The 24,399-nt window shown below is 70.1% G+C and carries 22 protein-coding genes and 1 rRNA gene; 9 read left to right on the top strand and 14 right to left on the bottom strand.

The genetic code is table 11. From position 1 onward, the window contains the following. Positions 1-302: 302 nt before the first annotated feature. Positions 303-1,828 (bottom strand): 16S ribosomal RNA (locus tag OG406_RS30685). Positions 1,829-2,465: 637 nt separating this feature from the next. Next, on the bottom strand, positions 2,466-3,107 hold the full coding sequence (locus tag OG406_RS30680; protein ID WP_267050394.1) for a DNA-3-methyladenine glycosylase: 642 nt from the start codon (positions 3,105-3,107) through the stop codon (positions 2,466-2,468). A gap of 213 nt (positions 3,108-3,320) precedes the next feature. Between OG406_RS30680 and OG406_RS30675 the strand changes: the two genes are divergently transcribed. The 3 genes from OG406_RS30675 (at position 3,321) to OG406_RS30665 (ending at position 5,346) form a co-directional block, all read left to right on the top strand. Then, positions 3,321-4,106 carry a sporulation protein gene (locus OG406_RS30675; protein ID WP_164371035.1) on the top strand — a complete coding sequence of 262 codons (786 nt, stop codon included), beginning with the start codon at positions 3,321-3,323 and terminating at the stop codon, positions 4,104-4,106. Positions 4,107-4,155: 49 nt separating this feature from the next. Then, positions 4,156-4,695, top strand: coding sequence for a YbhB/YbcL family Raf kinase inhibitor-like protein (locus tag OG406_RS30670; RefSeq protein WP_164371034.1), 540 nt, complete (start codon positions 4,156-4,158; stop codon positions 4,693-4,695). Between the two features lie 144 nt (positions 4,696-4,839). After that, positions 4,840-5,346, top strand: coding sequence for an HNH endonuclease (locus OG406_RS30665; RefSeq protein WP_081223640.1), 507 nt, complete (start codon positions 4,840-4,842; stop codon positions 5,344-5,346). Between the two features lie 60 nt (positions 5,347-5,406). Here OG406_RS30665 and OG406_RS30660 read toward each other — a convergent pair whose 3' ends face one another. The 3 genes from OG406_RS30660 to OG406_RS30650 form a co-directional block, all read right to left on the bottom strand. Continuing rightward, positions 5,407-6,369 carry an SPFH domain-containing protein gene (locus tag OG406_RS30660; RefSeq protein WP_081223641.1) on the bottom strand — a complete coding sequence of 321 codons (963 nt, stop codon included), beginning with the start codon at positions 6,367-6,369 and terminating at the stop codon, positions 5,407-5,409. A 130-nt stretch (positions 6,370-6,499) separates the two neighbouring features. Continuing rightward, positions 6,500-6,934 (bottom strand): NfeD family protein, encoded by a 435-nt coding sequence (locus tag OG406_RS30655; protein ID WP_164371033.1) that lies wholly within the window; start codon positions 6,932-6,934, stop codon positions 6,500-6,502. A 95-nt stretch (positions 6,935-7,029) separates the two neighbouring features. Beyond that, the gene (locus tag OG406_RS30650; RefSeq protein ID WP_329188885.1) at positions 7,030-7,821 is read right to left on the bottom strand and encodes an ABC transporter ATP-binding protein; all 792 of its coding nucleotides are present in this window, start codon (positions 7,819-7,821) and stop codon (positions 7,030-7,032) included. Positions 7,822-7,942: 121 nt separating this feature from the next. Here OG406_RS30650 and OG406_RS30645 point away from each other — a divergent pair, with 121 nt between their 5' ends. Then, positions 7,943-8,731, top strand: coding sequence for a hypothetical protein (locus tag OG406_RS30645; RefSeq protein ID WP_164371031.1), 789 nt, complete (start codon positions 7,943-7,945; stop codon positions 8,729-8,731). Positions 8,732-8,970: 239 nt separating this feature from the next. Here the strand turns inward: OG406_RS30645 and OG406_RS30640 are convergent, their stop codons facing one another. The 4 genes from OG406_RS30640 to OG406_RS30625 all read right to left on the bottom strand — a co-directional run bounded on the left by OG406_RS30640 (position 8,971) and on the right by OG406_RS30625 (position 11,663). After that, positions 8,971-9,210 carry a chaplin gene (locus OG406_RS30640; protein ID WP_081223644.1) on the bottom strand — a complete coding sequence of 80 codons (240 nt, stop codon included), beginning with the start codon at positions 9,208-9,210 and terminating at the stop codon, positions 8,971-8,973. 194 nt (positions 9,211-9,404) lie between these two features. Next, a complete protein-coding gene (locus OG406_RS30635; RefSeq protein WP_164371030.1) occupies positions 9,405-9,650 on the bottom strand; it encodes a chaplin in 246 nt (81 codons plus the stop codon). 212 nt (positions 9,651-9,862) lie between these two features. After that, entirely contained in the window at positions 9,863-10,504 is a 642-nt protein-coding gene (locus OG406_RS30630) for a response regulator (protein WP_081223646.1), read from the bottom strand. Next, positions 10,497-11,663 (bottom strand): GAF domain-containing sensor histidine kinase, encoded by a 1,167-nt coding sequence (locus OG406_RS30625; RefSeq protein ID WP_329188881.1) that lies wholly within the window; start codon positions 11,661-11,663, stop codon positions 10,497-10,499. The genes OG406_RS30630 and OG406_RS30625 overlap by 8 nt, the downstream gene beginning before the upstream one ends. 220 nt (positions 11,664-11,883) lie before the next feature. Between OG406_RS30625 and OG406_RS30620 the strand changes: the two genes are divergently transcribed. The 3 genes from OG406_RS30620 to OG406_RS30610 all read left to right on the top strand — a co-directional run bounded on the left by OG406_RS30620 (position 11,884) and on the right by OG406_RS30610 (position 14,746). Then, positions 11,884-12,579 (top strand): SDR family NAD(P)-dependent oxidoreductase, encoded by a 696-nt coding sequence (locus OG406_RS30620; RefSeq protein WP_329191036.1) that lies wholly within the window; start codon positions 11,884-11,886, stop codon positions 12,577-12,579. Continuing rightward, positions 12,576-13,700, top strand: a complete 1,125-nt coding sequence (locus OG406_RS30615; protein WP_329188879.1) for an S-adenosylmethionine:tRNA ribosyltransferase-isomerase — start codon at positions 12,576-12,578, stop codon at positions 13,698-13,700. The genes OG406_RS30620 and OG406_RS30615 overlap by 4 nt, the downstream gene beginning before the upstream one ends. Positions 13,701-14,002: 302 nt before the next feature. Continuing rightward, positions 14,003-14,746, top strand: a complete 744-nt coding sequence (locus OG406_RS30610) for a transglycosylase SLT domain-containing protein (protein WP_081223650.1) — start codon at positions 14,003-14,005, stop codon at positions 14,744-14,746. 88 nt (positions 14,747-14,834) lie between these two features. On the opposite strand, the gene OG406_RS30605 is transcribed toward OG406_RS30610, so the two are convergent. After that, positions 14,835-17,330: an ABC transporter ATP-binding protein/permease gene (locus OG406_RS30605; protein ID WP_267050397.1), complete on the bottom strand. Its 2,496-nt coding sequence runs from the start codon at positions 17,328-17,330 to the stop codon at positions 14,835-14,837. A 238-nt stretch (positions 17,331-17,568) separates the two neighbouring features. Here OG406_RS30605 and OG406_RS30600 point away from each other — a divergent pair, with 238 nt between their 5' ends. Both OG406_RS30600 and serB read left to right on the top strand, forming a co-directional pair. Then, on the top strand, positions 17,569-19,401 hold the full coding sequence (locus OG406_RS30600) for a streptophobe family protein (RefSeq protein WP_329188876.1): 1,833 nt from the start codon (positions 17,569-17,571) through the stop codon (positions 19,399-19,401). A 726-nt stretch (positions 19,402-20,127) separates the two neighbouring features. Continuing rightward, positions 20,128-21,351, top strand: coding sequence for a phosphoserine phosphatase SerB (serB, locus tag OG406_RS30595; RefSeq protein WP_329188874.1), 1,224 nt, complete (start codon positions 20,128-20,130; stop codon positions 21,349-21,351). Positions 21,352-21,409: 58 nt separating this feature from the next. Here serB and OG406_RS30590 read toward each other — a convergent pair whose 3' ends face one another. The 4 genes from OG406_RS30590 to OG406_RS30575 form a co-directional block, all read right to left on the bottom strand. Then, the gene (locus OG406_RS30590; protein WP_164374267.1) at positions 21,410-21,940 is read right to left on the bottom strand and encodes a SixA phosphatase family protein; all 531 of its coding nucleotides are present in this window, start codon (positions 21,938-21,940) and stop codon (positions 21,410-21,412) included. A gap of 389 nt (positions 21,941-22,329) precedes the next feature. Then, complete coding sequence (locus tag OG406_RS30585) at positions 22,330-22,542, bottom strand: hypothetical protein (protein WP_081223654.1); 213 nt, start codon at positions 22,540-22,542, stop codon at positions 22,330-22,332. A 292-nt stretch (positions 22,543-22,834) separates the two neighbouring features. Continuing rightward, entirely contained in the window at positions 22,835-22,951 is a 117-nt protein-coding gene (locus tag OG406_RS30580) for an SGM_5486 family transporter-associated protein (RefSeq protein ID WP_263974370.1), read from the bottom strand. 71 nt (positions 22,952-23,022) lie between these two features. Further along, positions 23,023-24,324, bottom strand: a complete 1,302-nt coding sequence (locus tag OG406_RS30575; RefSeq protein ID WP_329188870.1) for a CynX/NimT family MFS transporter — start codon at positions 24,322-24,324, stop codon at positions 23,023-23,025. Positions 24,325-24,399 lie beyond the last annotated feature (75 nt).

The raw sequence follows: 24,399 nt of genomic DNA, 5'->3' as shown, positions 1-24,399 counted from the left end.
CGCGTCCACTGTGCAGTTCTCAAACAACGACCAACCACCCATCACCCCCGGTTACCACCGGAGTTCACTGGGGCCGGCACTGAAGGCAGCCTTTCGGCCGTACCTTCAGACACCCAACAGCGTGCCCGACACCCTCACCACTCGTGATCAGCTTTCCACGCTCCGAAGAACAGTACTTGCAGCCCGAGATGACTTGAGTGCCGAATAATCAACGTTCCACCCATGAGCAACCACCGTCGAACGTATGCCGACGTAATGGCCCTGGACCACCAAGCAAGCTTGACGGCCTAGATGCTCCTTAGAAAGGAGGTGATCCAGCCGCACCTTCCGGTACGGCTACCTTGTTACGACTTCGTCCCAATCGCCAGTCCCACCTTCGACAGCTCCCTCCCACAAGGGGTTGGGCCACCGGCTTCGGGTGTTACCGACTTTCGTGACGTGACGGGCGGTGTGTACAAGGCCCGGGAACGTATTCACCGCAGCAATGCTGATCTGCGATTACTAGCAACTCCGACTTCATGGGGTCGAGTTGCAGACCCCAATCCGAACTGAGACAGGCTTTTTGAGATTCGCTCCGCCTCGCGGCTTCGCAGCTCTTTGTACCTGCCATTGTAGCACGTGTGCAGCCCAAGACATAAGGGGCATGATGACTTGACGTCGTCCCCACCTTCCTCCGAGTTGACCCCGGCAGTCTCCTGTGAGTCCCCATCACCCCGAAGGGCATGCTGGCAACACAGAACAAGGGTTGCGCTCGTTGCGGGACTTAACCCAACATCTCACGACACGAGCTGACGACAGCCATGCACCACCTGTACACCGACCACAAGGGGGGCACTATCTCTAATGCTTTCCGGTGTATGTCAAGCCTTGGTAAGGTTCTTCGCGTTGCGTCGAATTAAGCCACATGCTCCGCTGCTTGTGCGGGCCCCCGTCAATTCCTTTGAGTTTTAGCCTTGCGGCCGTACTCCCCAGGCGGGGAACTTAATGCGTTAGCTGCGGCACCGACGACGTGGAATGTCGCCAACACCTAGTTCCCACCGTTTACGGCGTGGACTACCAGGGTATCTAATCCTGTTCGCTCCCCACGCTTTCGCTCCTCAGCGTCAGTAATGGCCCAGAGATCCGCCTTCGCCACCGGTGTTCCTCCTGATATCTGCGCATTTCACCGCTACACCAGGAATTCCGATCTCCCCTACCACACTCTAGCCTGCCCGTATCGACTGCAGACCCGGGGTTAAGCCCCGGGCTTTCACAACCGACGTGACAAGCCGCCTACGAGCTCTTTACGCCCAATAATTCCGGACAACGCTTGCGCCCTACGTATTACCGCGGCTGCTGGCACGTAGTTAGCCGGCGCTTCTTCTGCAGGTACCGTCACTTTCGCTTCTTCCCTGCTGAAAGAGGTTTACAACCCGAAGGCCGTCATCCCTCACGCGGCGTCGCTGCATCAGGCTTTCGCCCATTGTGCAATATTCCCCACTGCTGCCTCCCGTAGGAGTCTGGGCCGTGTCTCAGTCCCAGTGTGGCCGGTCGCCCTCTCAGGCCGGCTACCCGTCGTCGCCTTGGTGAGCCACTACCTCACCAACAAGCTGATAGGCCGCGGGCTCATCCTTCACCGCCGGAGCTTTTAACCCCCACCCATGCAGGCAGGAGTGTTATCCGGTATTAGACCCCGTTTCCAGGGCTTGTCCCAGAGTGAAGGGCAGATTGCCCACGTGTTACTCACCCGTTCGCCACTAATCCACCCCGAAGGGCTTCATCGTTCGACTTGCATGTGTTAAGCACGCCGCCAGCGTTCGTCCTGAGCCAGGATCAAACTCTCCGTGAATGTTTTCCCGTAATCGGGACGACACCACGAGAGCGGAACAACCGGTCGGAATAGGACCGGTCGTTCACAGCGTCCTCGCTGTGCGCCTACCCCAAGGGGGCAGGACTTTTTCAAAGGAACCTCGTCCCAGCCGATCGGCCGGAGACGGGGTATCAACAAATCTGGCGTTGATTTTTGGCACGCTGTTGAGTTCTCAAGGAACGGACGCTTCCTTTGTACTCACCCTCTCGGGCTTTCCTCCGGGCGCTTCCCTTCGGTCTTGCGTTTCCGACTCTATCAGACCGTTTCCGTATCCGATTTCCTCGGCGCTTTCCAGGTTTTCGCTTTCGCGTTTCCCTTTCCGGCGAGTCCGACTCTATCAGATCCTTTCGGGCCCGATTCCCGGTCGGCCGGGGTTGCCTTTGGGCTTTTGAAAGCTTTCGCGTTTCGTCGGCCTTTCGACATTCACTACGTTAGCCGATTCCCTCGGTGACTCATAATCGAGTTCCGCGAGTTCGAATTCGGGCATGATGACATGCCGAAGAGACCCCGGCGGAGGGGAAGACGTAGGTAGTGGGTTGGCCACTTCCGGCTGCTGGCTGAACGCCGTACCCGGGTCAAGCGGCTCGGGCTACATTACGGTTCCCGCAAGGGCGAGTCAAGTTGAGCGCCGACGGGGCACGTGGGCTCGATAAGGGCTCACCGTCGGGTCGTTGGCGATCCAGAAGCGCCAGGGATGGACGCCTCCGTCGCCCGAGACTCCGGTGCGCGGGCCGCTGCTCACCTGGTCGGAACCCACGGGTGTCCCGGTCAGCATGGTCAGGGGTGAGCCCTGGGGACCGCAGGCGTCCGTACCGTCGAGTGATCGGTCGACGTCGAGTGCCGTGGCGAGGCGGGCCGGTCCTTTGGCCAGTTCCCTGTCGTTCCGGGCCGAGAGTCGACGTTTGCGGGCCCGTTCCGCGCCCACCGTGACCTCGCCGGCCCGGAGCAGGACACCGCTGGGCCTGCCCTCGGGGCCACAGACCAGGTTCATGCAGAACCACATGCCGTAGGTGAAGTAGACGTACACGTGACCGGGTGGACCGAACATCACGCCGTTGCGGGCCGTGCGGCCACGGTAGGCGTGCGAGCCCGGGTCGTCCGGTCCGTCGTACGCCTCCACCTCCGTGAGGCGCAGTTCGATAGGGCCCTCCGGGGTGTCGCGCACGAGGAGACGCCCCAGGAGGTCGGGGGCCACCTCCAGTACGGGGCGGTCGAAGAAGTCCCGTGTCAGGGGCGTACGGTCAGGGGCCGCGATCATGGCGTCCGAGCGTAGTCCAGCCGTCCGGTCCGCCGGGCGAAGGTGGGGCGGCGCAGTGCCGTACTGAGGGACGGTTGTCGGCGGGGTGGTCAGGTGTCCTCTCTCTTGGAAGGGTGAGGACACGGAACCGGTCGGGGCCGGATCGCGTTTGTAGGGATCAAGGGATCCACACGGACACAGGACGGAACAGGCTTTGCCTGGGGAGGAAGTGACATGGGGTTCAAGCGGCTGCTTGCGAGCATGGGGGCCGGTGGGGCTTCGGTCGAGACGGTGCTGACCGAGGCGAACACCGTTCCGGGCGGCGTCGTCCAGGGTGAGGTGCGGATCCAGGGCGGATCGGTCAACCAGGCGATCGAAGGTCTGTCGGTCGGCCTGCAGGCCAGGGTCGAGGTCGAGGGCCACGACGACCAGGAGTACAAGCAGAACATCGACTTCGCGAAGGTGCGGCTCGGTGGGGCCTTCGAGCTGCAGGCCGGCGCCGTGCACGCGGTGCCGTTCGGGCTGGAGATCCCGTGGGAGACGCCGATCACCATGATCGACGGACAGAGCCTGCGGGGCATGAACATCGGGGTGACCACCGAGCTGGAGATCGCCCGCGCGATCGACTCGGGTGACCTCGACCCGATCAACGTGCACCCGATGCCCGCGCAGAAGGCCATCCTCGACGCGTTCATCCAGCTCGGCTTCCGCTTCAAGAACGCGGACATGGAGCGCGGCCACATCCGCAACACGCGCCAGCGGCTGCCGTTCTACCAGGAGATCGAGTTCTACCCGCCGTCGCAGTACCGCGGGCTGAACCAGGTCGAGCTGAGCTTCGTCGCGGACGACCGCGCGATGGACGTCATCCTGGAGATGGACAAGAAGCCGGGCCTCTTCAGCGAGGGCAGCGACTCCTTCCGCTCCTTCCAGGTGGGTCTGCAGGACTTCCACGGCACGGACTGGGCCGGGTACCTGAACCAGTGGCTGTCCGAGGTCGGCAGCAAGCGCAGTTGGTTCTAGGACTGTCCTAGGCTCGGACTCACAGATTCCGCCGTTCAGGAGGTATGACGTGACCGAGCTCAACAGGGCGCCGCTCCCGCACGCTTTCCATCCGCCGGTGCCGGCGTTCACGGTCACCAGCGAGGACGTCGCGCCGGGGGCCGTGCTGAAGGACGCGCAGGTCCAGGCCGCCGGGAACACCTCTCCCCAGCTCGGCTGGGAGGGGTTCCCGGCGGAGACCAAGAGCTTCGCCGTGACCTGCTTCGACCCGGACGCCCCGACGGGCAGCGGGTTCTGGCACTGGGTCGTGTTCGACATCCCGGCCTCCGTCACGGAGCTGCCGGTGGGTGCGGGCAGTGGAAAGTTCGAGGGGCTGCCGGAGGGCGCCGTCCAGGCCCGCAACGACTACGGGTCGCGGGACTTCGGCGGCGCCGCGCCGCCCCCCGGGGACCCCGCCCACCGCTACGTGTTCACCGTGTACGCCGTGGACCAGGAGAAGCTCGGCCCCGACGCGGACGCGTCGCCGGCCGTGGTGGGCTTCAACCTCCGGTTCCACACGCTGGCGCGCGCCCAGCTCGTCGGTGAGTACGCGGCTCCCGCGGAAGACTGACGTTCACGGAACGTTTGCCCGCCTCTGGTCTTGGAAGTGATCAGGGGCGGGCATTTTTTATTGCGTTGTCCATCTCGTCGTGCCCGGCCAAAGTTGATCCCAGCCCGCCGCAGGTGGGCCGGTGCGCAAGAGGAGGTGGGCTGCATGCGGGACACGCTGGTACTGAACGCGAGCTTCGAGCCGCTGTCGACGGTGACGTTGAACCGGGCCGTCGTTCTGGTGCTGACGGACAAGGCCGTCGTCGAGCAGGCCCACCCCGAACTGCGCATGCGCGGGGCCGCCCTGGACATCCCCGTGCCCCGGGTGATCAGGCTCTGCCGCTATGTCCGGGTGCCGTTCCGAAGACAAGCGCCGTGGTCGAGGCGGGGTGTGCTGATACGTGACCGGCACCGCTGTGCCTACTGCGGTCGCCGTGCCACGACCGTGGACCACGTGGTGCCGCGGGCCCAGGGTGGTCAGGACTCGTGGTTGAACACGGTGGCCTCGTGCGCCGAGGACAACCACCGCAAGGCGGACCGTACGCCGGAGCAGGCCGAGATGCCGTTGCTGCGGCAGCCGTTCGAGCCGACACCGGCAGACGCCATGCTGCTGGCGCTCGGCCAGGACGACTTCAAGGCTCTTCCCGAGTGGCTGGCACAGCCCGCCGCGTAGCGTCGTGAACGACCGGGGCCCACCTCCGTACCAGGAGGTGGGCCCCGATGTCGTACGGCGTCAGTCCGTGATGGACGGCTTCTCGCGGCGTTCCCTGCCGCCGGAGTTTCCGGACGATCCGCTGTTGCCCGACCCTGAACCGCCGCCCAGGCCACCGAAGTTGCCCATGGCGCCGCTCAGGCCCTTGAGGGCGTCACCGATCTCACTGGGCACGATCCAGAGCTTGTTGGCGTCGCCCTCGGCGATCTTCGGGAGCATCTGGAGGTACTGGTAGGAGAGGAGCTTCTGGTCCGGGTCTCCGGCGTGGATGGCCTCGAAGACCGTACGGACGGCCTGGGCCTCGCCCTCGGCGCGCAGGGCCGCGGCCTTGGCCTCACCCTCGGCGCGGAGGATCGCGGACTGCTTCTCGCCCTCGGCGGTGAGGATCTGCGACTGCCGGATGCCTTCCGCGGTGAGGATCGCGGCACGCTTGTCACGGTCGGCGCGCATCTGCTTCTCCATCGAGTCCTGGATGGAGGTGGGCGGCTCGATCGCCTTGAGCTCGACGCGGTTGACGCGGATGCCCCACTTGCCGGTGGCCTCGTCGAGGACTCCGCGCAGGGCCGCGTTGATCTCCTCGCGGGAGGTCAGGGTCCGCTCCAGGTCCATGCCGCCGATGATGTTGCGCAGCGTGGTGACGGTGAGCTGCTCGATCGCCTGGATGTAGCTGGCGACCTCGTACGTCGCGGCGCGCGCGTCGGTGACCTGGTAGTAGATGACGGTGTCGATGTTGACCACCAGGTTGTCCTGGGTGATCACCGGCTGGGGCGGGAAGGGGACGACCTGTTCACGGAGGTCGATGCGGTTGCGGATCGAGTCTATGAACGGGACGACGATGTTGAGGCCGGCGTTCAGTGTCCGCGTGTAGCGGCCGAAGCGTTCGACGATGGCGGCGCTGGCCTGTGGGATGACCTGGATGGTCTTGATCAGGGCGATGAAGACCAACACCACCAGAATGATCAGGACGATGATGATCGGTTCCATCGATGCTCCCCGTACCCTTCTCCACTCGGTAATTCCGAAAGATCTTATGGCTGTTGAAGATCTTGCTGGACGAGTCTGACAGAACGTCGTCTGCCGCGTGGGGCGTTCGGTTCACTTGCGTTGTCCGAGGTCACATGACGATCGCCGTGGCTCCGTCGATGTCCACCACATCGACTTCCTGGCCGACCTCGTAGGCCTGTCCGGCGTCGAGGGCGCGTGCCGACCAGATCTCCCCGGCGAGTTTGATCCTGCCGTCGCCCGAGCCGTCCACGCGCTCCAGGACGACGGCCTGCCTGCCCTTCAACGCGTCGATCCCGGAGGCGAGTTGGGGCCGCTGCGCGCTGTGCCGGGCCGCGATGGGCCGTACGACGGCGATGAGGGCGACCGAGACGACCACGAAGACGAGGACCTGGGCGACGATGCCGCCGCCGAGTCCCGCCACGACCGATGCCGCCACCGCTCCGACGGCGAACATGCCGAATTCCGGCATCGCCGTCACCACGAGCGGGATACCCAGTCCTGCGGCGCCGATCAGCCACCACACCCATGCGTCGATGTCGTCCACGTGGTCATGGTAGGACCGCGCTCCTCCCGCGGACAGGGCGCACGATCAACTCGCCTGCTCCTGACGGGATCTGCGCGTCCGTGCGCCCGGGGGCGTCAGGCCATCGGGAGGCCCTGCGCGGTCCAGCGCTCGCCGACCTGCTCGACGACGAGCGGGAGGCCGAAGCAGAGCGAGAGGTTGCGCGAGGTGAGTTCGAGCTCCAGGGGCCCGGCCGCGAGCACCTTGCCCTGACGGATCATCAGGACGTGGGTGAAGCCGGGGGCGATCTCCTCGACGTGGTGCGTGACCATGATCATGGAGGGGGCGATCGGGTCGCGGGCGAGGCGGCCCAGGCGGCGCACGAGGTCCTCGCGTCCGCCGAGGTCGAGGCCGGCGGCGGGCTCGTCGAGGAGGAGGAGTTCGGGGTCGGTCATCAGCGCGCGGGCGATCAGCGTGCGCTTGCGCTCCCCCTCGGAGAGGGTGCCGAACTTGCGGTCCAGGTACTCGCTCATACCGAGACGGTCGAGGAACGCGCGGGCGCGCCGCTCGTCGATGTCCTCGTAGTCCTCGTTCCAGCCGGCGGTCATGCCATAGGCGGCGGTGAGGACGGTCTGCAGGACGGTCTGGCGCTTGGGGAGCTTCTCGGCGAGCGCGATGCCGGCGATGCCGATGCGCGGGCGGAGCTCGAAGACGTCGACCTTGCCGAGGGTCTCGCCGAGGATGGTGGTGGTGCCCGCGCTGGGGAAGAGGTAGCTGGAGGCGACGTTGAGAAGGGTCGTCTTCCCGGCGCCGTTGGGACCGAGGATGACCCAGCGCTCCCCCTCCTTGACCGACCAGGAGACCTGGTCCACCAGAGCCCGGCCCTCGCGGACCACGGATACGTCCTCCAGCTCCAGTACATCGCTCATGAGCGCGTTGTCTCCCATTGCAGTCTCGGCCGTCGCTTACGTCTGTGGACGCAGCCCCCAGGGAAAACCTACGCCACCGGTCGGCCGCACCGATCCATCGGCCGGTCCTTAGGGTGGAGGCATGCTCTCGGAACCACGCTCAGGACAACTGGCCGCATGGGGAAATGCCCTATTGGCCGGACTTGTTTCGCCGGACGACGCCGTGCTCGCCATCGTCGGTGACGACGCCGTGCACCGGGTCGAGGGGCTGCCGGGCGAGTCGGGGCCCGTCGGGCTCACGCTCGCCCTCGGCCGGCTGCGCGCGCTCGGGGTGACCGGGCTGCGGGTGGCGCTGCCCGCGCCGGGCCATCCCCTCGGACTCAGCGGCCCGCCCGCGTTCAACGCGCGCGCCCTGGAGGCCGAGGAGGCCGTCGTGTGCCACGGGTCGGCGCTGGGGCTCGTACCGGAGGTGTACGAGGCCGGGCCCGACGGCGACGTGCATGTCGAGGTCGTCTGGCACTGCCTCGCCGTGCGGGAGGCGCCGCCCGCCGACGTGCCCTCGCTCGGCGAGGCCGAGCGGGAGCTGGCGGAGGCGCTGCGCGACGCGACGGAGGTGCTGTCGCGTCTGGACGTGGCCGGGTCGGGACCGGTCGCCGAGGCGGCGGTGGACGCGTACCGGGCGCGGGCCGAGCGCGGGCGGGAGGTGCTGGCTCCCGGGTACCCGCCGCGTGCGGTGCGCGTGCTGGAACTGGCGCAGCGGGTGGGGCTGCTCATCTCGGTGGCGTACGAGAACGGGCACGGTGGCGCGGTGAGTGCCTCGGAGATGGCCGCCCGGGCCGAGGCGCTGCGGCCGGTGGAGCGGACGGCGCGGCGGGCGCAGGTGGCGGCGTACAACGCGTTCGTGGAGGAGCGGGAGCGCGGCGTCCGCTGAGCCGGCCCGCTTCGTGGCGCCGGCGCCCGTGCGCGCGCGTCGGCGGCCTTCGCGGGGATGCGGGTGATGGTCACCGCACCTTTCCGGGCCGGCCGGGTTGTCGGGCGGGGCGGGTGTCCGTGCCGGCCAGGCGGCCGACCCCGGAGGTTGTCGACGCGGCCGGGGCGGCGCGGTGCCGGCCGGGACGCGGAAGAGCCCCGCGAAACGTTTCCGTTCGCGGGGCTCCTCCAGGTGGTGCGTCAGCCGTTGACGCCGCCGTTGCCGAAGGCCGGGTTGAGCAGGCCGATGACGTTGACGGAGTTGCCCACGACATTCACCGGGACGTGGACCGGGACCTGCGCGACGTTGCCCGAGGCGACGCCCGGCGACCCGATGGCCGCACCCTCGGCACCCGAGTCGGCGACAGCGGCACCGGCGGAAGCACCGGCGGCGATACCGGCGACGGTGATGGCCAGGGCGGCCTTCTTGGCGATGTTCATGAGAAGCGTTCCTCCTGCGTATACGGATCCGACCCGGCCCGCGGGTCGTACGCTGAGCAACGCCGGGGAGGCCGGGACGGCACGGGAGGCCGTCGCGATTGCCCCGTTCGATGCATTACACCGATGAGCCGACAAGCAGACCGGCCCCCGGGAATCCCCGGGAGCCGGTGGTCACGACCGTCCGATGGCGGACCTCAGCGGTTGAAGCCGAGGTTGCCGAACGCCGGGTTCAGCACGCCGATGACGTTCACGCTGTTGCCGACCGCGTTCACCGGGACGTGGACAGGGGCCTGGATGGTGTTGCCGGAGATGACGCCCGGGGAACCCTCGGCCTTGCCGACCGCCAGCGATCCGTCGGAGGCCGAGGCCATACCGGCGCCGGCGGCGACCAGGCCACCGGCGACCATCGCGACAGCGGTGACCTTCTTCAGGTTCTTCACTTCTGAAACCCCTCCTTGCGAACACTGCGGCAGGATCGCCGCAGCACGCACTGGAGAACGGCGACACCTCCCGGAGGTTGCGCCGTTCGGGGGACATACACCCGACGGTATGAATCTCATTCCGGACCGGAACCCCCTCGTCGGCCGGCGGCCCCGGCCGCGCCCGAGGGGTGCGCCGGAGCACGGAGCCGCTGGTGACCGCCCCGGGGTGGTCAGCCCGCGATGCCGTTCCTGACGGCCCAGAGGGCGGCCTGGGTGCGGTCGGCGAGGTCGAGCTTCATCAGGATGTTCGAGACGTGGGTCTTCACCGTCTTCTCGGAGAGCACCAGGGCGCGGGCGATCTCCCGGTTGGAGCGGCCGTCCGCGATCAGCACGAGCACCTCGCGTTCCCGCTCGGTGAGCGAACCGCCTCTCCCCTGGCCCGTGTTCGCCTCCTCCTGGGACAACAGGGCGCCCGCGACCTCGGGTTGCAGGAGGATGTGCCCCGCGTGGACGGAGCGGATGGCGCCGGCCAGCGCGTCGGGGTCCACGTCCTTGTACACGTACCCTGCGGCGCCCGCGCGCAGGGCGGGCACCACCGTGCGCTGCTCGGTGAAGCTGGTGACGATCAACACGCGGGCGGGGTTGGCGAGTTCGCGGAGCTTGCGCAGCGCGTCGATGCCGTCCATGCCCGGCATCTTCACGTCCATCAGGACGACGTCGGGCTTCAGCTCCTCGGCGCGGGCGACTCCCTCGGCGCCGTCGGACGCCTCTCCGACGACCTCGATGTCGTCCTGCACCTCGAGGAAGGTGCGCAGGCCCCGGCGGACGACCTGGTGGTCGTCGACGAGCAGCACCTTGATTGCGTCAGCCACCAGGGACCTCCATCTCGATCGTGGTGCCCTTTCCGGGCGCCGATTGCACGGTGAGTCTGCCGCCGACCCCGCTCGCCCGGTCCCGCATCGACACCAGGCCGAGGTGGCGGCCGGCGTTGCGTGTCGCGGTGGGGTCGAAGCCGCTGCCGTCGTCGACCACGTGCAGGACGGCGCCGGGGCCGCGCTTCTCCACGGTGACGTCGACACGGGCGGCGCCGGAGTGGCGCAGCGCGTTGTGCAGGGCCTCCTGGGCCACGCGCAGCATCGCCTCCTCCTGGGAGGCGGGCAGCGCCCGGACGCCGCGGCCGGCGAAGGTGACGCGCGCGGAGTGGGCGCGGTCGAGGACCTGTATGTGGGTGCGCAGGGTGGCGACGAGGCCGTCCTCGTCGAGTGCGGCGGGCCGCAACTCGACGACGGCCGCGCGCAGTTCGTCCGCGGCCTCCGCGGCGAGGGAGGCCACGTGCTGGAGTTCGCCCTTGGCGCGGGAGGGGTCCCGGTCGACGAGGGTGGCGGCGGCCTGGGCGGTGAGGCGCAGGGAGAACAGCTTCTGGCTGACGGCGTCGTGCAGTTCGTGCGCGAGGCGGGAGCGCTCCTCGGCGATGGTCAGCTCGCGGCTGCGTTCGTAGAGGCGGGCGTTGGTGAGGGCGATCGCCGCGTGCTGGGCGAGGATGGTGAGGAGTTCCTCGTCGTCCTCCGTGAAGCCGCAGGCGTGCGCCCCCGACCCCGTGCTGTCGTCTCCCGTGGGGCGCAGCTTGTTCGCGAGGAAGAGCGCGCCGATCGTCTCGTCGCCGTCCCGGATGGGCAGGCCGAGGAAGTCGGACATGTCGGGGTGTGCGGAGGGCCAGCCCTCGAAGCGGGGGTCCTCGCGGACGTCGGCGAGGCGCTCGGGGCGGGCCTCGCTCAGCATCGCGGCGAGGATGCCGTGCTGGCGCGGGAGCGGGCCGATGGCCTTCCACTGCGCGTCGCTGACGCCGTCGACGACGAACTGGGCGAAGCCCCCGTGGTCGTCGGGCACGCCGAGGGCCGCGTACTGCGCGTCGAGCAGTTCGCGGGCCGAGGCGACGATCGTCTTGAGGACGTCGCGCACTTCGAGGTGCCGGCTCATGGCCAGCAGCGCGGTGCTCACCGCGTACAGGCCCGACCGGGGTCCTTGGCTCATGCCCCCAACGTACCGGCGGGCGGTGACACCGCGTATCGGACCGGTGATGGCGCCGACCTGGGTCGTTGGGCCTAGGTCGGGTCCGGTCCCGCGCCCTTGGCGGACCTAGGACGAAGGGACCCGGATCATTGCGGCCCGCGTACGAGGCGGCCGGGCGGGTCCCGTTCCTAGCGTGAGGGCATCCGCCGGAGGGCGGGTCATGGACGAGGGGACGGACGTCATGCCGGTAGCGATCATCACGGGGGCCTCGAAGGGACTGGGACGGGCGCTGGGTGCGGCCCTGGCGGAGCGCGGCTGGGATCTGGTGCTGGACGCCAGAACGGCCGGGGCGCTGGAGGAGAGCGCCGTGGACCTGTCCGCGTACGGGACGCGGGTGGAGGCGTTGCCCGGGGACGTGACGGACGCCGGTCACCGGGCCGCGCTCGTGGCCGCGGCCCGGAAGCTGGGCGGGGTCGACCTGCTGGTGAACAACGCGAGCGCGTTGGGTGCCGAGCCGCTGGTGCGTCTGGAGGAGCTGGGTCTGGACGGGCTGCGACGGGCGCTGGAGGTCAATGTGGTCGCCGCGCTGGGCCTGGTCCAGGAGGCGCTGCCCCTGCTGCGGGCGGCGCGGGCCGGGGCGGTCGTGGCCGTCAGTTCGGACGCGGCGGCGGAGGCGTACGAGACGTGGGGCGGCTACGGCGCCTCGAAGGCGGCGCTCGACCAGCTGTCGGCGGTGCTCGGCGAGGAGGAGCCCGGGCTGCGGGTCTGGGCCGTGGACCCCGGGGACATGGGAACGGACCTGTACCGGGCGGCCGTGCCGGACGACGACGGTCCGCGTCCGGCGCCGGACCGGGTGGTGCCGGCGTTCCTGCGGCTGCTCGACGAACGGCCGGCCAGTGGGCGCTACGCCGCTCCGGCCCTGCTGGAGCAGCGATGACGACGGCGACGGGGGTGTCTGCGGCCGGGAGCGGCCGGACGTGGGGAGCCGTTCCGGAGGAGCTGTCCGCGCGGGTGCCGGCTGAGCAGCGGGGCGCGGGGCGCGAGCGGGATTCCGTACGGCTGCTGGTGTCGCGGGGGCGTGCGGTGTCGCATCACGCGTTCGTGGAGCTGCCGCGGCAGCTCGCGGCCGGGGACCTGCTGATCGTGAACACGTCGGCCACCCTGGCGGCGGCGGTGGACGGGCGGGTCGGGCACGCGCGCGTGGTGGTGCACTTCTCGACGCGCGGGGACGACGGGCGGTGGGCCGTCGAGCTGCGGGATCCGGACGGGACGGGGACCACGCGTGCGCGTGCGGGCGGGCCCGCCGGGACGGAGGTGCGGCTGCCGGGGGACGTACGCCTTGTCCTGGAGGAGCCGCTGAGCGCGCGCGGACCGCGGCTGTGGTGGGCGCGGGTGCCGGGCGGCGCGGACGTCCATGGGCTGCTGCGGCGGCACGGGCGGCCCATCCGCTACTCCTACACGGACCGGGACCAGCCGCTGTCCGCCTATCAGACGGTGTTCGCCTTGCCGTCCGACGACGGGGCCGGAAGCGCGGAGATGCCGAGCGCGGCCCGTCCCTTCACCGCGCGCATGGTGGCGGAGCTCGTGAGCCGGGGGGTGCAGTTCGCGCCGGTCACCCTGCACACGGGGGTGGCGTCGGCGGAGGCGCACGAGCCGCCGTATCCGGAGCCCTACGCCGTGCCGGAGACGTCGGCCCGGCTGATCAACGCGGCGCGGGCCGGTGGGGGCCGAATCGTGGCGGTCGGTACGACGGCCGTGCGGGCCGTGGAGTCCGCGACCGGGCCGGACGGGCTGGTGCGGGCGGCGCGGGGCTGGACGGACCTGGTGGTGACCCCGGAGCGGGGCGTACGAGTCGTCGACGGGCTGCTGACCGGGCTGCACGAGCCGCAGGCCTCGCATCTTCTGATGCTGGAGGCGGTCGCCGGGAGGGCTGCCGTGGACCGTGGCTACGAGGCCGCGCTGGCTGGGCGCTACCTCTGGCACGAGTTCGGCGACGTGCACCTCATCCTCCCGGAGGAGGCCCCTCACACAGAGCGTTGCGCACGCAACTCTTGGTGAGATCGCAACGCCTCCGATGTGAGCCCGCACATAGGGTGCACATCACGTACGAACGGACATAGGAGACAACCGGACCCTAGATGAGCGGGGCAGACGTGCCAGTCTGCCCCGTTTTGCCCTTTCCGTCTCCACTACCTGGCTTCGTACGTCACACCTTTGCCACAGCATTTTGCGGCCGCTAAGAATTGCCCTCGTCGCTCAGCGCCTCGGGTTCTACCCCGGGGCGTTCGTCCGGAAACGCAATGAAGCAATGTCCCCTCGGACCGCGAGCGACCTCCGCGCTATTCGAAGAGGTCTCAGTCATGCCCAAGAACATCATCACTCCTGGACATAGTCCGAAGCTGACCAAGCTCCACAAGCTTTCGATCGCCGGCGTGGCCACCCTCGGTGCCGCCACCCTCGCGTTCTCCCTGGTGCCGGACAACTCCCACACCACCACGAACGACGCCGCCGTCTCCACCGCGAAGGTCGCCTACAGCGACAAGCAGATCAAGGACGTCAAGGCCAGCGTCACCGACCAGCTGGCCGGCGCGAAGCTGAAGGCCCAGGACATCGCCGCGAAGAAGAAGGCGGCCGACGCCGCCGCGGCGAAGAAGAAGGCAGCCGAGGCAGCCGCCGCGAAGAAGAAGGCAGCCGCGAAGAAGGCCGCCCAGGCACGCTCCAAGGCCGCCGCGAGCCGCTCCTCCGAGCGGATCAAGGTCCAGCCCGTCTCCGCCAAGACGTACGCGAACAACCTCGACGGCTGGATCCGCGAGTCCCTGGACATCATGAAGTCGAAGGGCATCCCGGGCTCCTACAACGGGCTGCACCGCAACATCCTGCGCGAGTCCTCGGGCAACCCGAAGGCCATCAACGACTGGGACATCAACGCCATCAACGGCATCCCGTCGAAGGGTCTGCTGCAGGTCATCCCGCCGACCTTCAACGCCTACCACGTGGCCGGCACGTCGTGGAACATCTACGACCCGGTCGCCAACATCACCGCCGCCGCCAACTACGCGGCCGACAAGTACGGCTCGATGGACAACGTCAACAGCGCGTACTGAGGGCCGAGCGCGGAGCTCCCGTCACAGACGCCGAAGGGCGGCACCCCGATCCGGGGTGCCGCCCTCGCGCTGTCCTCGGACGCGGAAGCTACTTGCGCATGACCTCGGGCTCGTGGCGGCGCAGGAAGCGGGCCACGAGGAATCCGCAGGCCACACCGAGCGCGATCAGCGCGACCATGTCCATGGCCCAGGCGCCGGCCGTGTGGTCCCACAGCGGGTCCGTGTTCGTCGGATCGTCGGGGTTCGGGAAGATGTTGTTGAAGTCCAGCGTCGTGCCGGACGCGGCGACCGCCCAGCGGGCCGGCATCAGGTACGAGAACTGGTTGACCCCCACCGTGCCGTTCAGGATGAACAGGCAGCCGGTGAAGACGACCTGGACGATCGCGAACATGACCAGCAGCGGCATCGTCTTCTCGGCGGTCTTCACCAGCGAGGAGATGACCAGGCCGAACATCATCGACGCGAAGCCCAGCGCCATGATCGGGATGGTGAGCTCGACCTTGGGCAGGCTCTTGAGGATCAGGCCCTCGTCCGGGACCGTGCGGCTGCCGAACCCGATCGCGCCGACCAGCGCACCCTGCAGCAGGGTGACCACGCCGAGGACGATCACCTTCGACATCAGGTAGGCGGACCGGGACAGCCCCGTCGCCCGCTCCCGCTCGTAGATCACCCGTTCCTTGATCAGCTCACGGACGGAGTTGGCGGCGCCCGCGAAGCACGCGCCGACCGCGAGGATCAGCAGGACCGTCGTGGCCGTGCCGTTCGCGACATGGACGCCCGAGGGCAGCACCTTGTCGTTGACCAGCAGGGTCTTGCCGTTGTCGATCAGCAGGCTCACCGAGCCCAGCACCGCCGGCAGGATCACCGTCAGCGCCAGGAAGCCCTTGTCGGACGCGATGACCGAGGCGTAGCGCCGGATCAGCGTCGTCAGCTGGGAGCCCCAGCTCTGCGGCTTCGGCGGCTTCATCGCCTGCGCCGACGGCATCTGCGTCGACTGCGGGGCGACGGCGTCGATGTCCGCGGCGTACATCTGGTAGTGCTGCGAGCCCTTCCAGCGGCCCGCCCAGTCGTAGTCGCGGTAGTTCTCGAACGCCGAGAAGACGTCGGCCCAGGTCTCGTAGCCGAAGAAGTTCAGCGCCTCCTCCGGCGGGCCGAAGTAGGCCACGGAGCCGCCCGGCGCCATCACGAGGAGCTTGTCGCAGATCGCCAGCTCGGCCACCGAGTGCGTGACCACCAGGACGGTACGACCGTCGTCGGCGAGGCCGCGCAGCAGCTGCATGACATCGCGGTCCATGCCCGGGTCGAGACCGGAGGTCGGCTCGTCCAGGAAGATCAGCGACGGCTTGGTCAGCAGCTCCAGCGCCACCGACACCCGCTTGCGCTGGCCGCCGGAGAGGGAGGTGACCTTCTTCTCCTTGTGGATGTCCAGCTTCAGCTCGCGCAGGACCTCGTCTATCCGGGCCTCGCGCTCCTGGCCCGTGGTGTCCGCGGGGAAGCGCAGCTTGGCCGCGTACTTGAGGGCCTTCTTGACGGTCAGCTCCTTGTGCAGGATGTCGTCCTGCGGGACCAGACCGATGCGCTGGCGCAGCTCGGCGAACTGCTTGTAGAGGTTCCGGTTGTCGTAGAGGACGTCGCCCTGGTTGGCGGGGCGGTAACCCGTGAGCGCCTTCAGAAGCGTCGACTTGCCGGAACCCGAGGGGCCGATCACCGCGACGAGCGACTTCTCCGGCACGCCGAAGGAGACGTCCTTGAGGATCTGCTTGCCGCCGTCGACGGTGACCGTCAGATGACGGGCCGAGAAGGACACCTCACCGGTGTCGACGAACTCCTCGAGACGGTCCCCCACCAGCCGGAACGTGGAGTGGCCGACACCGACGATGTCGTTCGGGCCGAGCAGCGTCGAGCCGCCCTTGGTGATCGGCATGCCGTTGACGTACGTGCCGTTGTGCGAGCCGAGGTCGCGGATCTCGAAGCGGCCGTCCGGCGTCGCGTGGAACTCGGCGTGGTTCCGGGAGACCTGGAGGTCCGAGACCACCAGTTCGTTCTCCAGCGCACGGCCGATGCGCATCACGCGCCCCAGCGAGAACTGGTGGAACGTCGTCGGGCTGCGGTCCCCGTAGACCGGCGGCGCCCCCGCGCCCCCACCGGGTCCCTGCTGCTGCGGGATGCCCATGGGCTGCGGCGGCTGCTGCCCGCCCTGGCCCGGAGCCTGCTGCGGCGTCGGCTGTTGGGACCAGCCGGGGCCCGCGCCCTGCGCCGCGTACGGCTGCTGCTGCTGTGCGACCGAGGCCGCCGTGCCGGACAGGCTCACCCGCGGGCCGTCGGTCGCGTTGCCGAGATGCACGGCCGAACCGGGTCCGACCTCCGTCTGGTGGACGCGCTGCCCGTGTACGAAGGTGCCGTTGGTGCTCCCGTGGTCGTCGATGACCCAACTACGGCCGTTCCAGCTGATCGTGGCGTGACGCCAGGACACCCTGGCGTCGTCGAGCACGATGTCCCCCTGCGGATCGCGTCCGAGGGCGTAGGACCTGGAGGCATCGAGCGTCCAGGTCCGTCCATTCAATTCCAGTACGAGTTCCGGCACTCCAGCCCCACTGTGTTGTCCCCCGAGTTACCCCCAACACAGGGAGTCTAGGGATGTCGAACATCGTGGGGAACTATTTCAGTAGGAGGCCCCCGACCGAAAGTCGGGCCATGTGAACGATGGGTACGGGCGAGTTGCCCGTTTCCGTTGACGGGGTTGAAACCGGACCGGAGAGTGGTAATCCCCCGCGAGGGGGACATCCGCGGGATCGCCGCGGCGCGGATCGGGGGGTCTGTCGATGGGCAACGGGACCGAGCGGCACGGCGGAGGCACCGGGAGGGTGCCGTGGGGGGACGTGCTCCTTTCGGCGATCGCCTCCGTGAGCTGGGCGCTGGTCGGCATGGCGGGCACCGCGGCGCTCGGTCTGCATCTCCTCGGCGCGGACACCGCTGGCTCGCTCGGTCCGATGACCGCGGCCGTCGTCGCGCTCGGGGCGAACGGTTCGGTGACCCCGTCCGGTGACGTGTCCGCCTTCGGCCTCCAGGGCGCGCAGGCCCACACCGCCATCCAGATCACCCCGCTCGGCGTCGGACTCGTCGGCGCCCTCCTCATGGCGTGGTTCTTCCTGAGGTCCCTGCGCGGGGCCGGAGTTGTGGTCGCGCCCTCCGAACTCCTCGCGCGCGCGGGCTCGGTGATCGTCCTCTTCGTCGCCACCCTGGGCGGACTCGCCTGGGCCGGCCACGACGTCATCACCATCGACGGCGGCAGGCTCGGGCTCGACAAGGTCACCGGCGGAGGCGGCGGACTCGGGGACATCAGCGACAAACTTCCGGGCGGACTGGGCGATCTGGGGGATCTCGGGGGGCTGCTGCCCGACAAGGTCGGCGACCTCGTGAAGGCGAAGGCGGCCGTGGGCTTCTCCGTCGACACCGCGCCGACCCTCCTCGGCGGAGCCGCCTGGGCCGCCGGCGTCCTGCTGATCGCCCTGCTCGCCTCCCGGCGCACACCCCTGCCGCCCGGCTGGGACGCCGTGCACCGCGTCGTACGGCCGGCCGTCGCCTCCCTCGTCACCGTCCTCCTCGTCACGGTCCTCGCCGGACTCGCTGCGGCGGCGTACGCGGCGGTAGGCGACGACCATCCGAAGCGGATCGCGGGGGCGGCGCTGCTCGGCGCGCCCAACGGCGCGTGGCTCGCCGTCCCCCTCGGGCTCTTCGTCCCCTGGGACGGGCGGGCCACCGGCGAACTCGCCAAGCTCCTGCCCGATCCGCTCGACCGGCTCCTCGGCGGTGGCACCGACCGGCCCGTCACCCTGAGCCGCCTCGCCGAACTCGACGGCCGGGTCTGGCTGCTGGCCGTCGCGACCGCGCTCATGATGCTGTACGCGGGCGTCCTGACGGCTGTCCGTACGCCATTCGTACGGGCCGGGGGTGCGGCCGTTGCGGGGGCACCGGGTGACACCTCTGTACGAGGTGGGGGCGCGCTGCGGTTCGCCGGTCTCTGCGCCGTTCGGCTCGGCGTCGCGACCGCACTGGCACTGCCGCTGCTCGCCTGGCTGACGGACGTGTCGGTGGACGCGTCGCTGTCGGTCCTCGGGTTCGACGCGTTCGGCGCGGGGATCCTGCTCCACGGCCGACTGGGGATGGCGTTGGTCCTCGGTGCGGTGTGGGGGGCGGGGGCCGGGGGCGTGGGTGCCTTGCTGGCGTGCGTGAGTGGGGCGGCGGGGCGGCGGGTGGCCGTGTTGGGGGCGGTGGCCGTTTCGGGCGGAGGCGGGGGCGGGGGCGGCGCGGGTCTGGATGCGGGGGCGGGTCTGGGTGCGGGGGCGGGTGGTGGGGGTGAGGCTGGGCCGTATCGGCCTCGGGGGTCGTATCGGGCGCCGAATCCGGACACCAATCCGTATCTGAGGGTGCCGGAGGAGTTGCGGCGGGCCGAGCCGGAGGATCGGCGGCCGGGGGGCGAGGGCGGGCCGGTGCCGGAACAGGGGTCCGGGGATGTGTACGGGGCGCCGACGGTGATGCGGCCGATGGGGCCGTTGCCGAAGCGGCGGCCGGACGGGGGTGACGGTGGGCCTCCTCCGCCGCCGCCACCGCCACCGCCGGTGCCTCCTTCGCCGGGAGGGCGGCCGCGGCGTTGAGGCGCCGAGCGCCCGCTCCGGTGGGTGGGTCGGGGCCGTGCCGGTACATCCGCCCGCCACCACCGCCACCGCCGGTGCCTCCCTCGCCGGGAGGGCGGCCGCAGCGTTGAGGCCGGCCGAGCGCCCGCTCCGGTGGGTGGGTCGGGGCCGTGCCGGTACATCCGCCCGTCGCCGCTGAATCAGACGTGGGTGCACGGCGAGGGCTGCTCGATCCGGACGTAAGCGACGGGCATCTGATGTACCGGCACGGCCCCTCCCGTCGGAGGGCGGCTGCGGGCCGTAGGGGGCTGGGGCCGTCGTCCAGGGCCCCTCCCGCCGGAGGGCGGCTGCGGGCCGTCGTGGCCGGGGCCCGCCCCGGCCGCCGGATCCCGGGTGCGGGCGGGGGCCCAGTTGGAAGATCCGGTGGGGAAAATGCAGCCCCTCCGGCGATTGAGGAGCGGGGTCTGGGGCGGAGCCCCAGGTCGGGACGGGGAGGGGCGGAGGGGGCGAGAGAAGGGTGGTGCCGCGCTGGTCCGGCGAGGGCGGCGTCGGTGGGGGGATTGGGGGTGCGGGCCCGGCGGGTGGCGGCGGCGCGGGGTGGTGTGTGGTGGGGAGGGCGTCCGGGGTCGTCCCGGGAGGGTGTGCGGGGGTCATCCCGGGGATGCCCGGGTGTCGGGCAGTGTTCGCTGTCCGTCAGGCGGACCAGGCGGGCGGACGGCACGCCGTGCCGGATACGGTGGGATCACCATGAGCGCTTCGCAGACCTCTGATGTGCCCACTCTCCTCGTCAAGATCTTCGGCAAGGACCGCCCGGGCATAACCGCCGGACTCTTCGACACCCTCGCCGCCTACTCCGTCGACGTCGTCGACATCGAGCAGGTCGTCACCCGGGGCCGCATGGTGCTGTGCGCGCTCGTGACCGAGCCGACCCCCGGTCTCGAAGGTGATCTGAGGGCCACCGTCCACAGCTGGGCGGAGTCGATGAAGATGCAGGCCGAGATCATCTCCGGCCACGGCGACAACCGGCCGCGCGGCTCCGGGCGTTCGCTGGTGACGGTGCTCGGGCACCCCCTCACCGCCGAGTCGACGGCCGCCATCGCCGCCCGGATCACCAGGACCGGCGGCAACATCGACCGCATCTTCCGTCTCGCCAAGTACCCGGTGACAGCAGTCGAGTTCGCCGTGTCCGGCGCCGAGACCGAGGCGCTGCGGACCGCGCTGGTGACCGAGGCCGCCGCGCTCGGCGTCGACATCGCCGTCGTGGCGGCGGGGCTGCACCGGCGCGCCCAGCGACTCGTCGTGATGGACGTGGACTCGACGCTCATCCAGGACGAGGTGATCGAGCTCTTCGCCGCGCACGCCGGATGCGAGGACGAGGTCGCGGAGGTCACCGAGGCCGCCATGCGCGGCGAACTGGACTTCGAGCAGTCGCTGCACGCCCGCGTGGCGCTCCTCGCCGGGCTCGACCAGTCGGTCGTGCAGAAGGTCCGCGAGCAGGTCCGGCTGACTCCCGGCGCGCGCACCCTGATCCGTACGCTGAAGCGGCTCGGCTACCAAGTCGGCGTCGTGTCGGGCGGGTTCACCCAGGTGACCGACGATCTGAAGGAGCGGCTCGGGCTCGACTTCGCCCACGCCAACACCCTGGAGATCGTCGACGGCAAGCTGACCGGCCGGGTGACCGGGGAGATCGTGGACCGGGCCGGCAAGGCACGTCTGCTGCGCCGGTTCGCCGCCGAGGCCGGGGTGCCGCTGGCCCAGACCGTGGCGGTCGGCGACGGTGCGAACGACCTCGACATGCTCAACGCCGCCGGCCTCGGGGTCGCCTTCAACGCGAAGCCGGTGGTGCGCCAGGCCGCGCACACCGCGGTGAACTTCCCGTTCCTCGACACGGTGCTGTACCTGCTGGGCGTCACCCGGGAAGAGGTCGAGGCCGCCGACATGCACGAGGACGAGGAAGCCGCCGCGCACTGACACGGCGCCCGCACTGCGGACGGGGCCCGGCACCTGGTGGTGCCGGGCCCCGTCGCCGTCAGTGGCCGGTCTCCTCGGTGGGTGCCCAGTACTCGGTCAGCGAGGCCGATCCCGGTTCCAGGGATTTCCAGGGGCCGTCGAAGGAGAGCACCGCGAAGGCCGCGGTGTGGAAGCCCTGGGCCTTCATCCGTTCACGGGTGTCGTCCTCGGCCTGGCCCGCCAGGACGTCGGCGAGGCCGTGGACGCCCGGGTTGTGACCGATCAGGACCACGCTCCGCACGTCGTCCGGGGTCTCGTTGAGGACCGCGATCAGCTCGCCGGGCGAGGCTTCGTAGATCCGCTCCTCGTAGACCGTTTTCGGCCGGTGCGGGAGCTCCTGGACGGCGTGCTTCCACGTCTCACGGGTCCGGATCGAGGTGGAACAGAGGGCCAGATCGAGGGGGATGCCGGTCTCGCCCAGCCTGCGCCCGGCGACGGCGGCGTCCATGCGGCCCCGGTCGGCGAGCGGCCGCTCGTGGTCGGACATCTGCGGCCAGTCGGCTTTCGCATGCCGGAAGAGGACGATCCTGCGGGGTTCTGCGACGCTCATGCGTCCCAGCTTCGCACGAAACATGCCGCGAGGCGCAGGGAGTTGACGTGCTCCCCCGGCACGGGTGACGCCCTCCCCCGTCAGGGGTGATGCCGTACCCGAGAGGGGCGAAGCGGTCGCTCTCGGTGGTGGGCGGGCGCCGGGTGCGGGGCCTCGCGCGGGTCCGGCACCGGCCGGTGTGCATCGATGGCACGGCGCGTCCCCATGGCATGCGGTGTCGTAGTGGCGTGGAGTGCCGGCATGGCTGGTCGTGGTGGGTGGAGGCGGCGGCCGGGGGTGCGGGGGAGGTGCGCGGGTGGTGAGGCGATCGGGCGGGCGAGGCGGGCAGCGGGTCGGCGGGTTTCCGTCACCGGGGCTCGTGCGGCACGGTCACGGAGCAGCGCGCCTCGTCACGGTGCCGTGTGCAGCACCGTCTGGATGCGCTCGAACACGTGCGTGAGGGCCGGGTCCCCGCCCGCGGCGTGCGCGTCCGACGGGTTCAGGATCATCAGCAGCAGCGTGATGAAGGCGAGCGTGGGGAGAGCGAGGGCCCACCAGGGCAGGCGGATGTCCACACGGCCGGGCGCCGCCGGGTGGATCCGGGTGTGCGTACGGGCCGACATGCCGCCTCCGGGGGTCTTCGAGTGGTCGCGGGCCACTCGTCGCGGCCACGATTCGAAGGTACGGACTGCGCGGGCCCCGACCCATCCGGTGATCCACCCACTTGACCCTGACACTCGCCCCCTAGGGGACGGGGGGTTAGCCCTACCCCCGGGCTCCGCGGCGCCCCGGCGCGGGACGCGGCGGGGTCGGGAGAGCGCTGGAGGGGGCCCTGGGGCCGTGGTGCTCAGGACGCGGGAGTCGGCCGCGGACCGACGCGGGGTCAGCCGTCCGACGGTCGACGGGTGCGGTCGTTCACGGTGAGGCGATGGACGCGATGATGCCGATGATCACCGTGATGGCCAGCATCGCGCCGAGCACGAGCAGCAGCTTCTTCTGGCCGTTCTGGGGGTTCGGGTCGAGCACAGGCATGGCGTCAGTCTCGCACCCCGGGTGGGCCCGGCCGCCGCCGGGTCCCGGTTCGCGGGCCGCGCCGGCCGGGGTCAGCCGGCCAGCTCGTCCTCGACCGTCCGGTTGCGGCCCGCGAGGATGCCGACCGCGATCTGCGGGATCATCAGCCCGGCCATGAGCGCGAGCGGGAGTCCCCAGCCGCCGCTGTGCTGGTAGAGGACGCCGACGAGCAGCGGGCCGGGGATCGACAGGAGGTAGCCGGTGCTCTGGGAGAACGCCGACAGCTGGACGACACCGGCGCCGGTCCTGGCCCGCATGCCGACCATGGTGAGGGCCAGCGGGAAGGCGCAGTTGGAGATGCCGAGGAGCACCGCCCAGGCCCAGGCGCCGCCCGCCGGGGCGAGGTAGAGGCCCGCGTATCCGGCGAGTCCGCAGACACCGAGGGCGACCACGATGGGGCCCTGGTGGGGCAGCCGGGTGGCGAGGCGCGGGATGACGAAGGCCAGCGGCACGCCCATCACCATGGTGACCGCGAGGAGCAGTCCCGCGGTGCCCGCGGCGACGCCGGCGTCGCGGAAGATCTGTGCCATCCAGCCCATGGTGATGTAGGCGGCGGTGGCCTGGAGGCCGAAGAAGACGGCAAGGGCCCAGGCCGTACGGCTGCGGGTGATGCGCAGCGCGGGGGCTTCCTGGCGGGCGCCCGCGGGCGCCTGCTCGGCGGAGCCGGGAGCGGTGCCCCGCGCGCGGACGAGCGGGATCCACGGGAGCACGGCCGCCGCGGCGAGGCCCGCCCAGACCACGAGTCCGGACCTCCACGAGCCGCCCAGGGCGTCGGTCATGGGCACGGTGACGGCGGCGGCGAGCGAGGTGCCGAGCGCGAGCGCCATCGAGTACAGGCCCGTCATGGAGCCGACCCGGTCCGGGAACCAGCGCTTGACGATCACGGGCATCAGGACGTTGCTGACGGCGATGCCCATGAGCGCGAGCGCGCTGGCGGCCAGGAACCCGGCCGTCCCCCCGATGAAGGGGCGCAGCGCGAGGCCGGCCGCGATGGCGGCCATGCCGGCGCAGACGACCGCGGCGGGCCCGAAGCGGCGGGCGAGCCGGGGAGCCGTCACGCCGAAGACGGCGAAGCAGAGCGGCGGCACGGACGTGAGCAGTCCGGCGACGCTGCCGCTCATGCCGAGCCCGTCGCGCACCTCTTCGAGGAGGGCGCCGAGGCTGGTGATGGCCGGACGCAGGTTCAGGGCGGTGAGGACGATGCCCACGACCACGAGTCGCGTCGCCCACGCGCGCGGGGCGGGCCGCCGGGCCGTCGTGCTCTCGGTGGGCCGGTCTGTCGGTGGGGACGTCATCGTCGTCCGGGTCTCCTCGCTTGCCATGACGCCCATCATAGAATCATGGGATGATTGGCTGTCCACTCCCGCTGAACCCGCTGCGTTAATCTCCGGAATCTCCGGCCCGCGCGA

The organism is Streptomyces sp. NBC_01428 (genome assembly GCF_036231965.1).
Classification (GTDB): Bacteria; Actinomycetota; Actinomycetes; order Streptomycetales; family Streptomycetaceae; genus Streptomyces.
The sequence above is the reverse complement of the archived record's forward strand: the minus strand, read 5'-3'. Positions and strand labels throughout refer to the sequence as shown.

Bases quoted from the DNA above. Each gene is read 5' to 3' on its own strand.
- OG406_RS30620 (WP_329191036.1), top strand. From the start codon at position 11,884: ATGCCGGTAGCGATCATCACGGGGGCCTCGAAGGGACTGGGACGGGCG.
- OG406_RS30580 (WP_263974370.1), bottom strand. From the start codon at position 22,951: ATGCCTGTGCTCGACCCGAACCCCCAGAACGGCCAGAAGAAGCTGCTG.
- OG406_RS30610 (WP_081223650.1), top strand. From the start codon at position 14,003: ATGCCCAAGAACATCATCACTCCTGGACATAGTCCGAAGCTGACCAAG.
- serB (WP_329188874.1), top strand. From the start codon at position 20,128: ATGAGCGCTTCGCAGACCTCTGATGTGCCCACTCTCCTCGTCAAGATC.
- OG406_RS30600 (WP_329188876.1), top strand. From the start codon at position 17,569: ATGGGCAACGGGACCGAGCGGCACGGCGGAGGCACCGGGAGGGTGCCG.
- OG406_RS30640 (WP_081223644.1), bottom strand. From the start codon at position 9,210: ATGAACATCGCCAAGAAGGCCGCCCTGGCCATCACCGTCGCCGGTATC.
- OG406_RS30615 (WP_329188879.1), top strand. From the start codon at position 12,576: ATGACGACGGCGACGGGGGTGTCTGCGGCCGGGAGCGGCCGGACGTGG.
- OG406_RS30645 (WP_164371031.1), top strand. From the start codon at position 7,943: ATGCTCTCGGAACCACGCTCAGGACAACTGGCCGCATGGGGAAATGCC.
- OG406_RS30625 (WP_329188881.1), bottom strand. From the start codon at position 11,663: ATGAGCCAAGGACCCCGGTCGGGCCTGTACGCGGTGAGCACCGCGCTG.
- OG406_RS30680 (WP_267050394.1), bottom strand. From the start codon at position 3,107: ATGATCGCGGCCCCTGACCGTACGCCCCTGACACGGGACTTCTTCGAC.
- OG406_RS30660 (WP_081223641.1), bottom strand. From the start codon at position 6,369: ATGGAACCGATCATCATCGTCCTGATCATTCTGGTGGTGTTGGTCTTC.
- OG406_RS30585 (WP_081223654.1), bottom strand. From the start codon at position 22,542: ATGTCGGCCCGTACGCACACCCGGATCCACCCGGCGGCGCCCGGCCGT.
- OG406_RS30575 (WP_329188870.1), bottom strand. From the start codon at position 24,324: ATGATGGGCGTCATGGCAAGCGAGGAGACCCGGACGACGATGACGTCC.
- OG406_RS30665 (WP_081223640.1), top strand. From the start codon at position 4,840: ATGCGGGACACGCTGGTACTGAACGCGAGCTTCGAGCCGCTGTCGACG.
- OG406_RS30590 (WP_164374267.1), bottom strand. From the start codon at position 21,940: ATGAGCGTCGCAGAACCCCGCAGGATCGTCCTCTTCCGGCATGCGAAA.
- OG406_RS30675 (WP_164371035.1), top strand. From the start codon at position 3,321: ATGGGGTTCAAGCGGCTGCTTGCGAGCATGGGGGCCGGTGGGGCTTCG.
- OG406_RS30650 (WP_329188885.1), bottom strand. From the start codon at position 7,821: ATGAGCGATGTACTGGAGCTGGAGGACGTATCCGTGGTCCGCGAGGGC.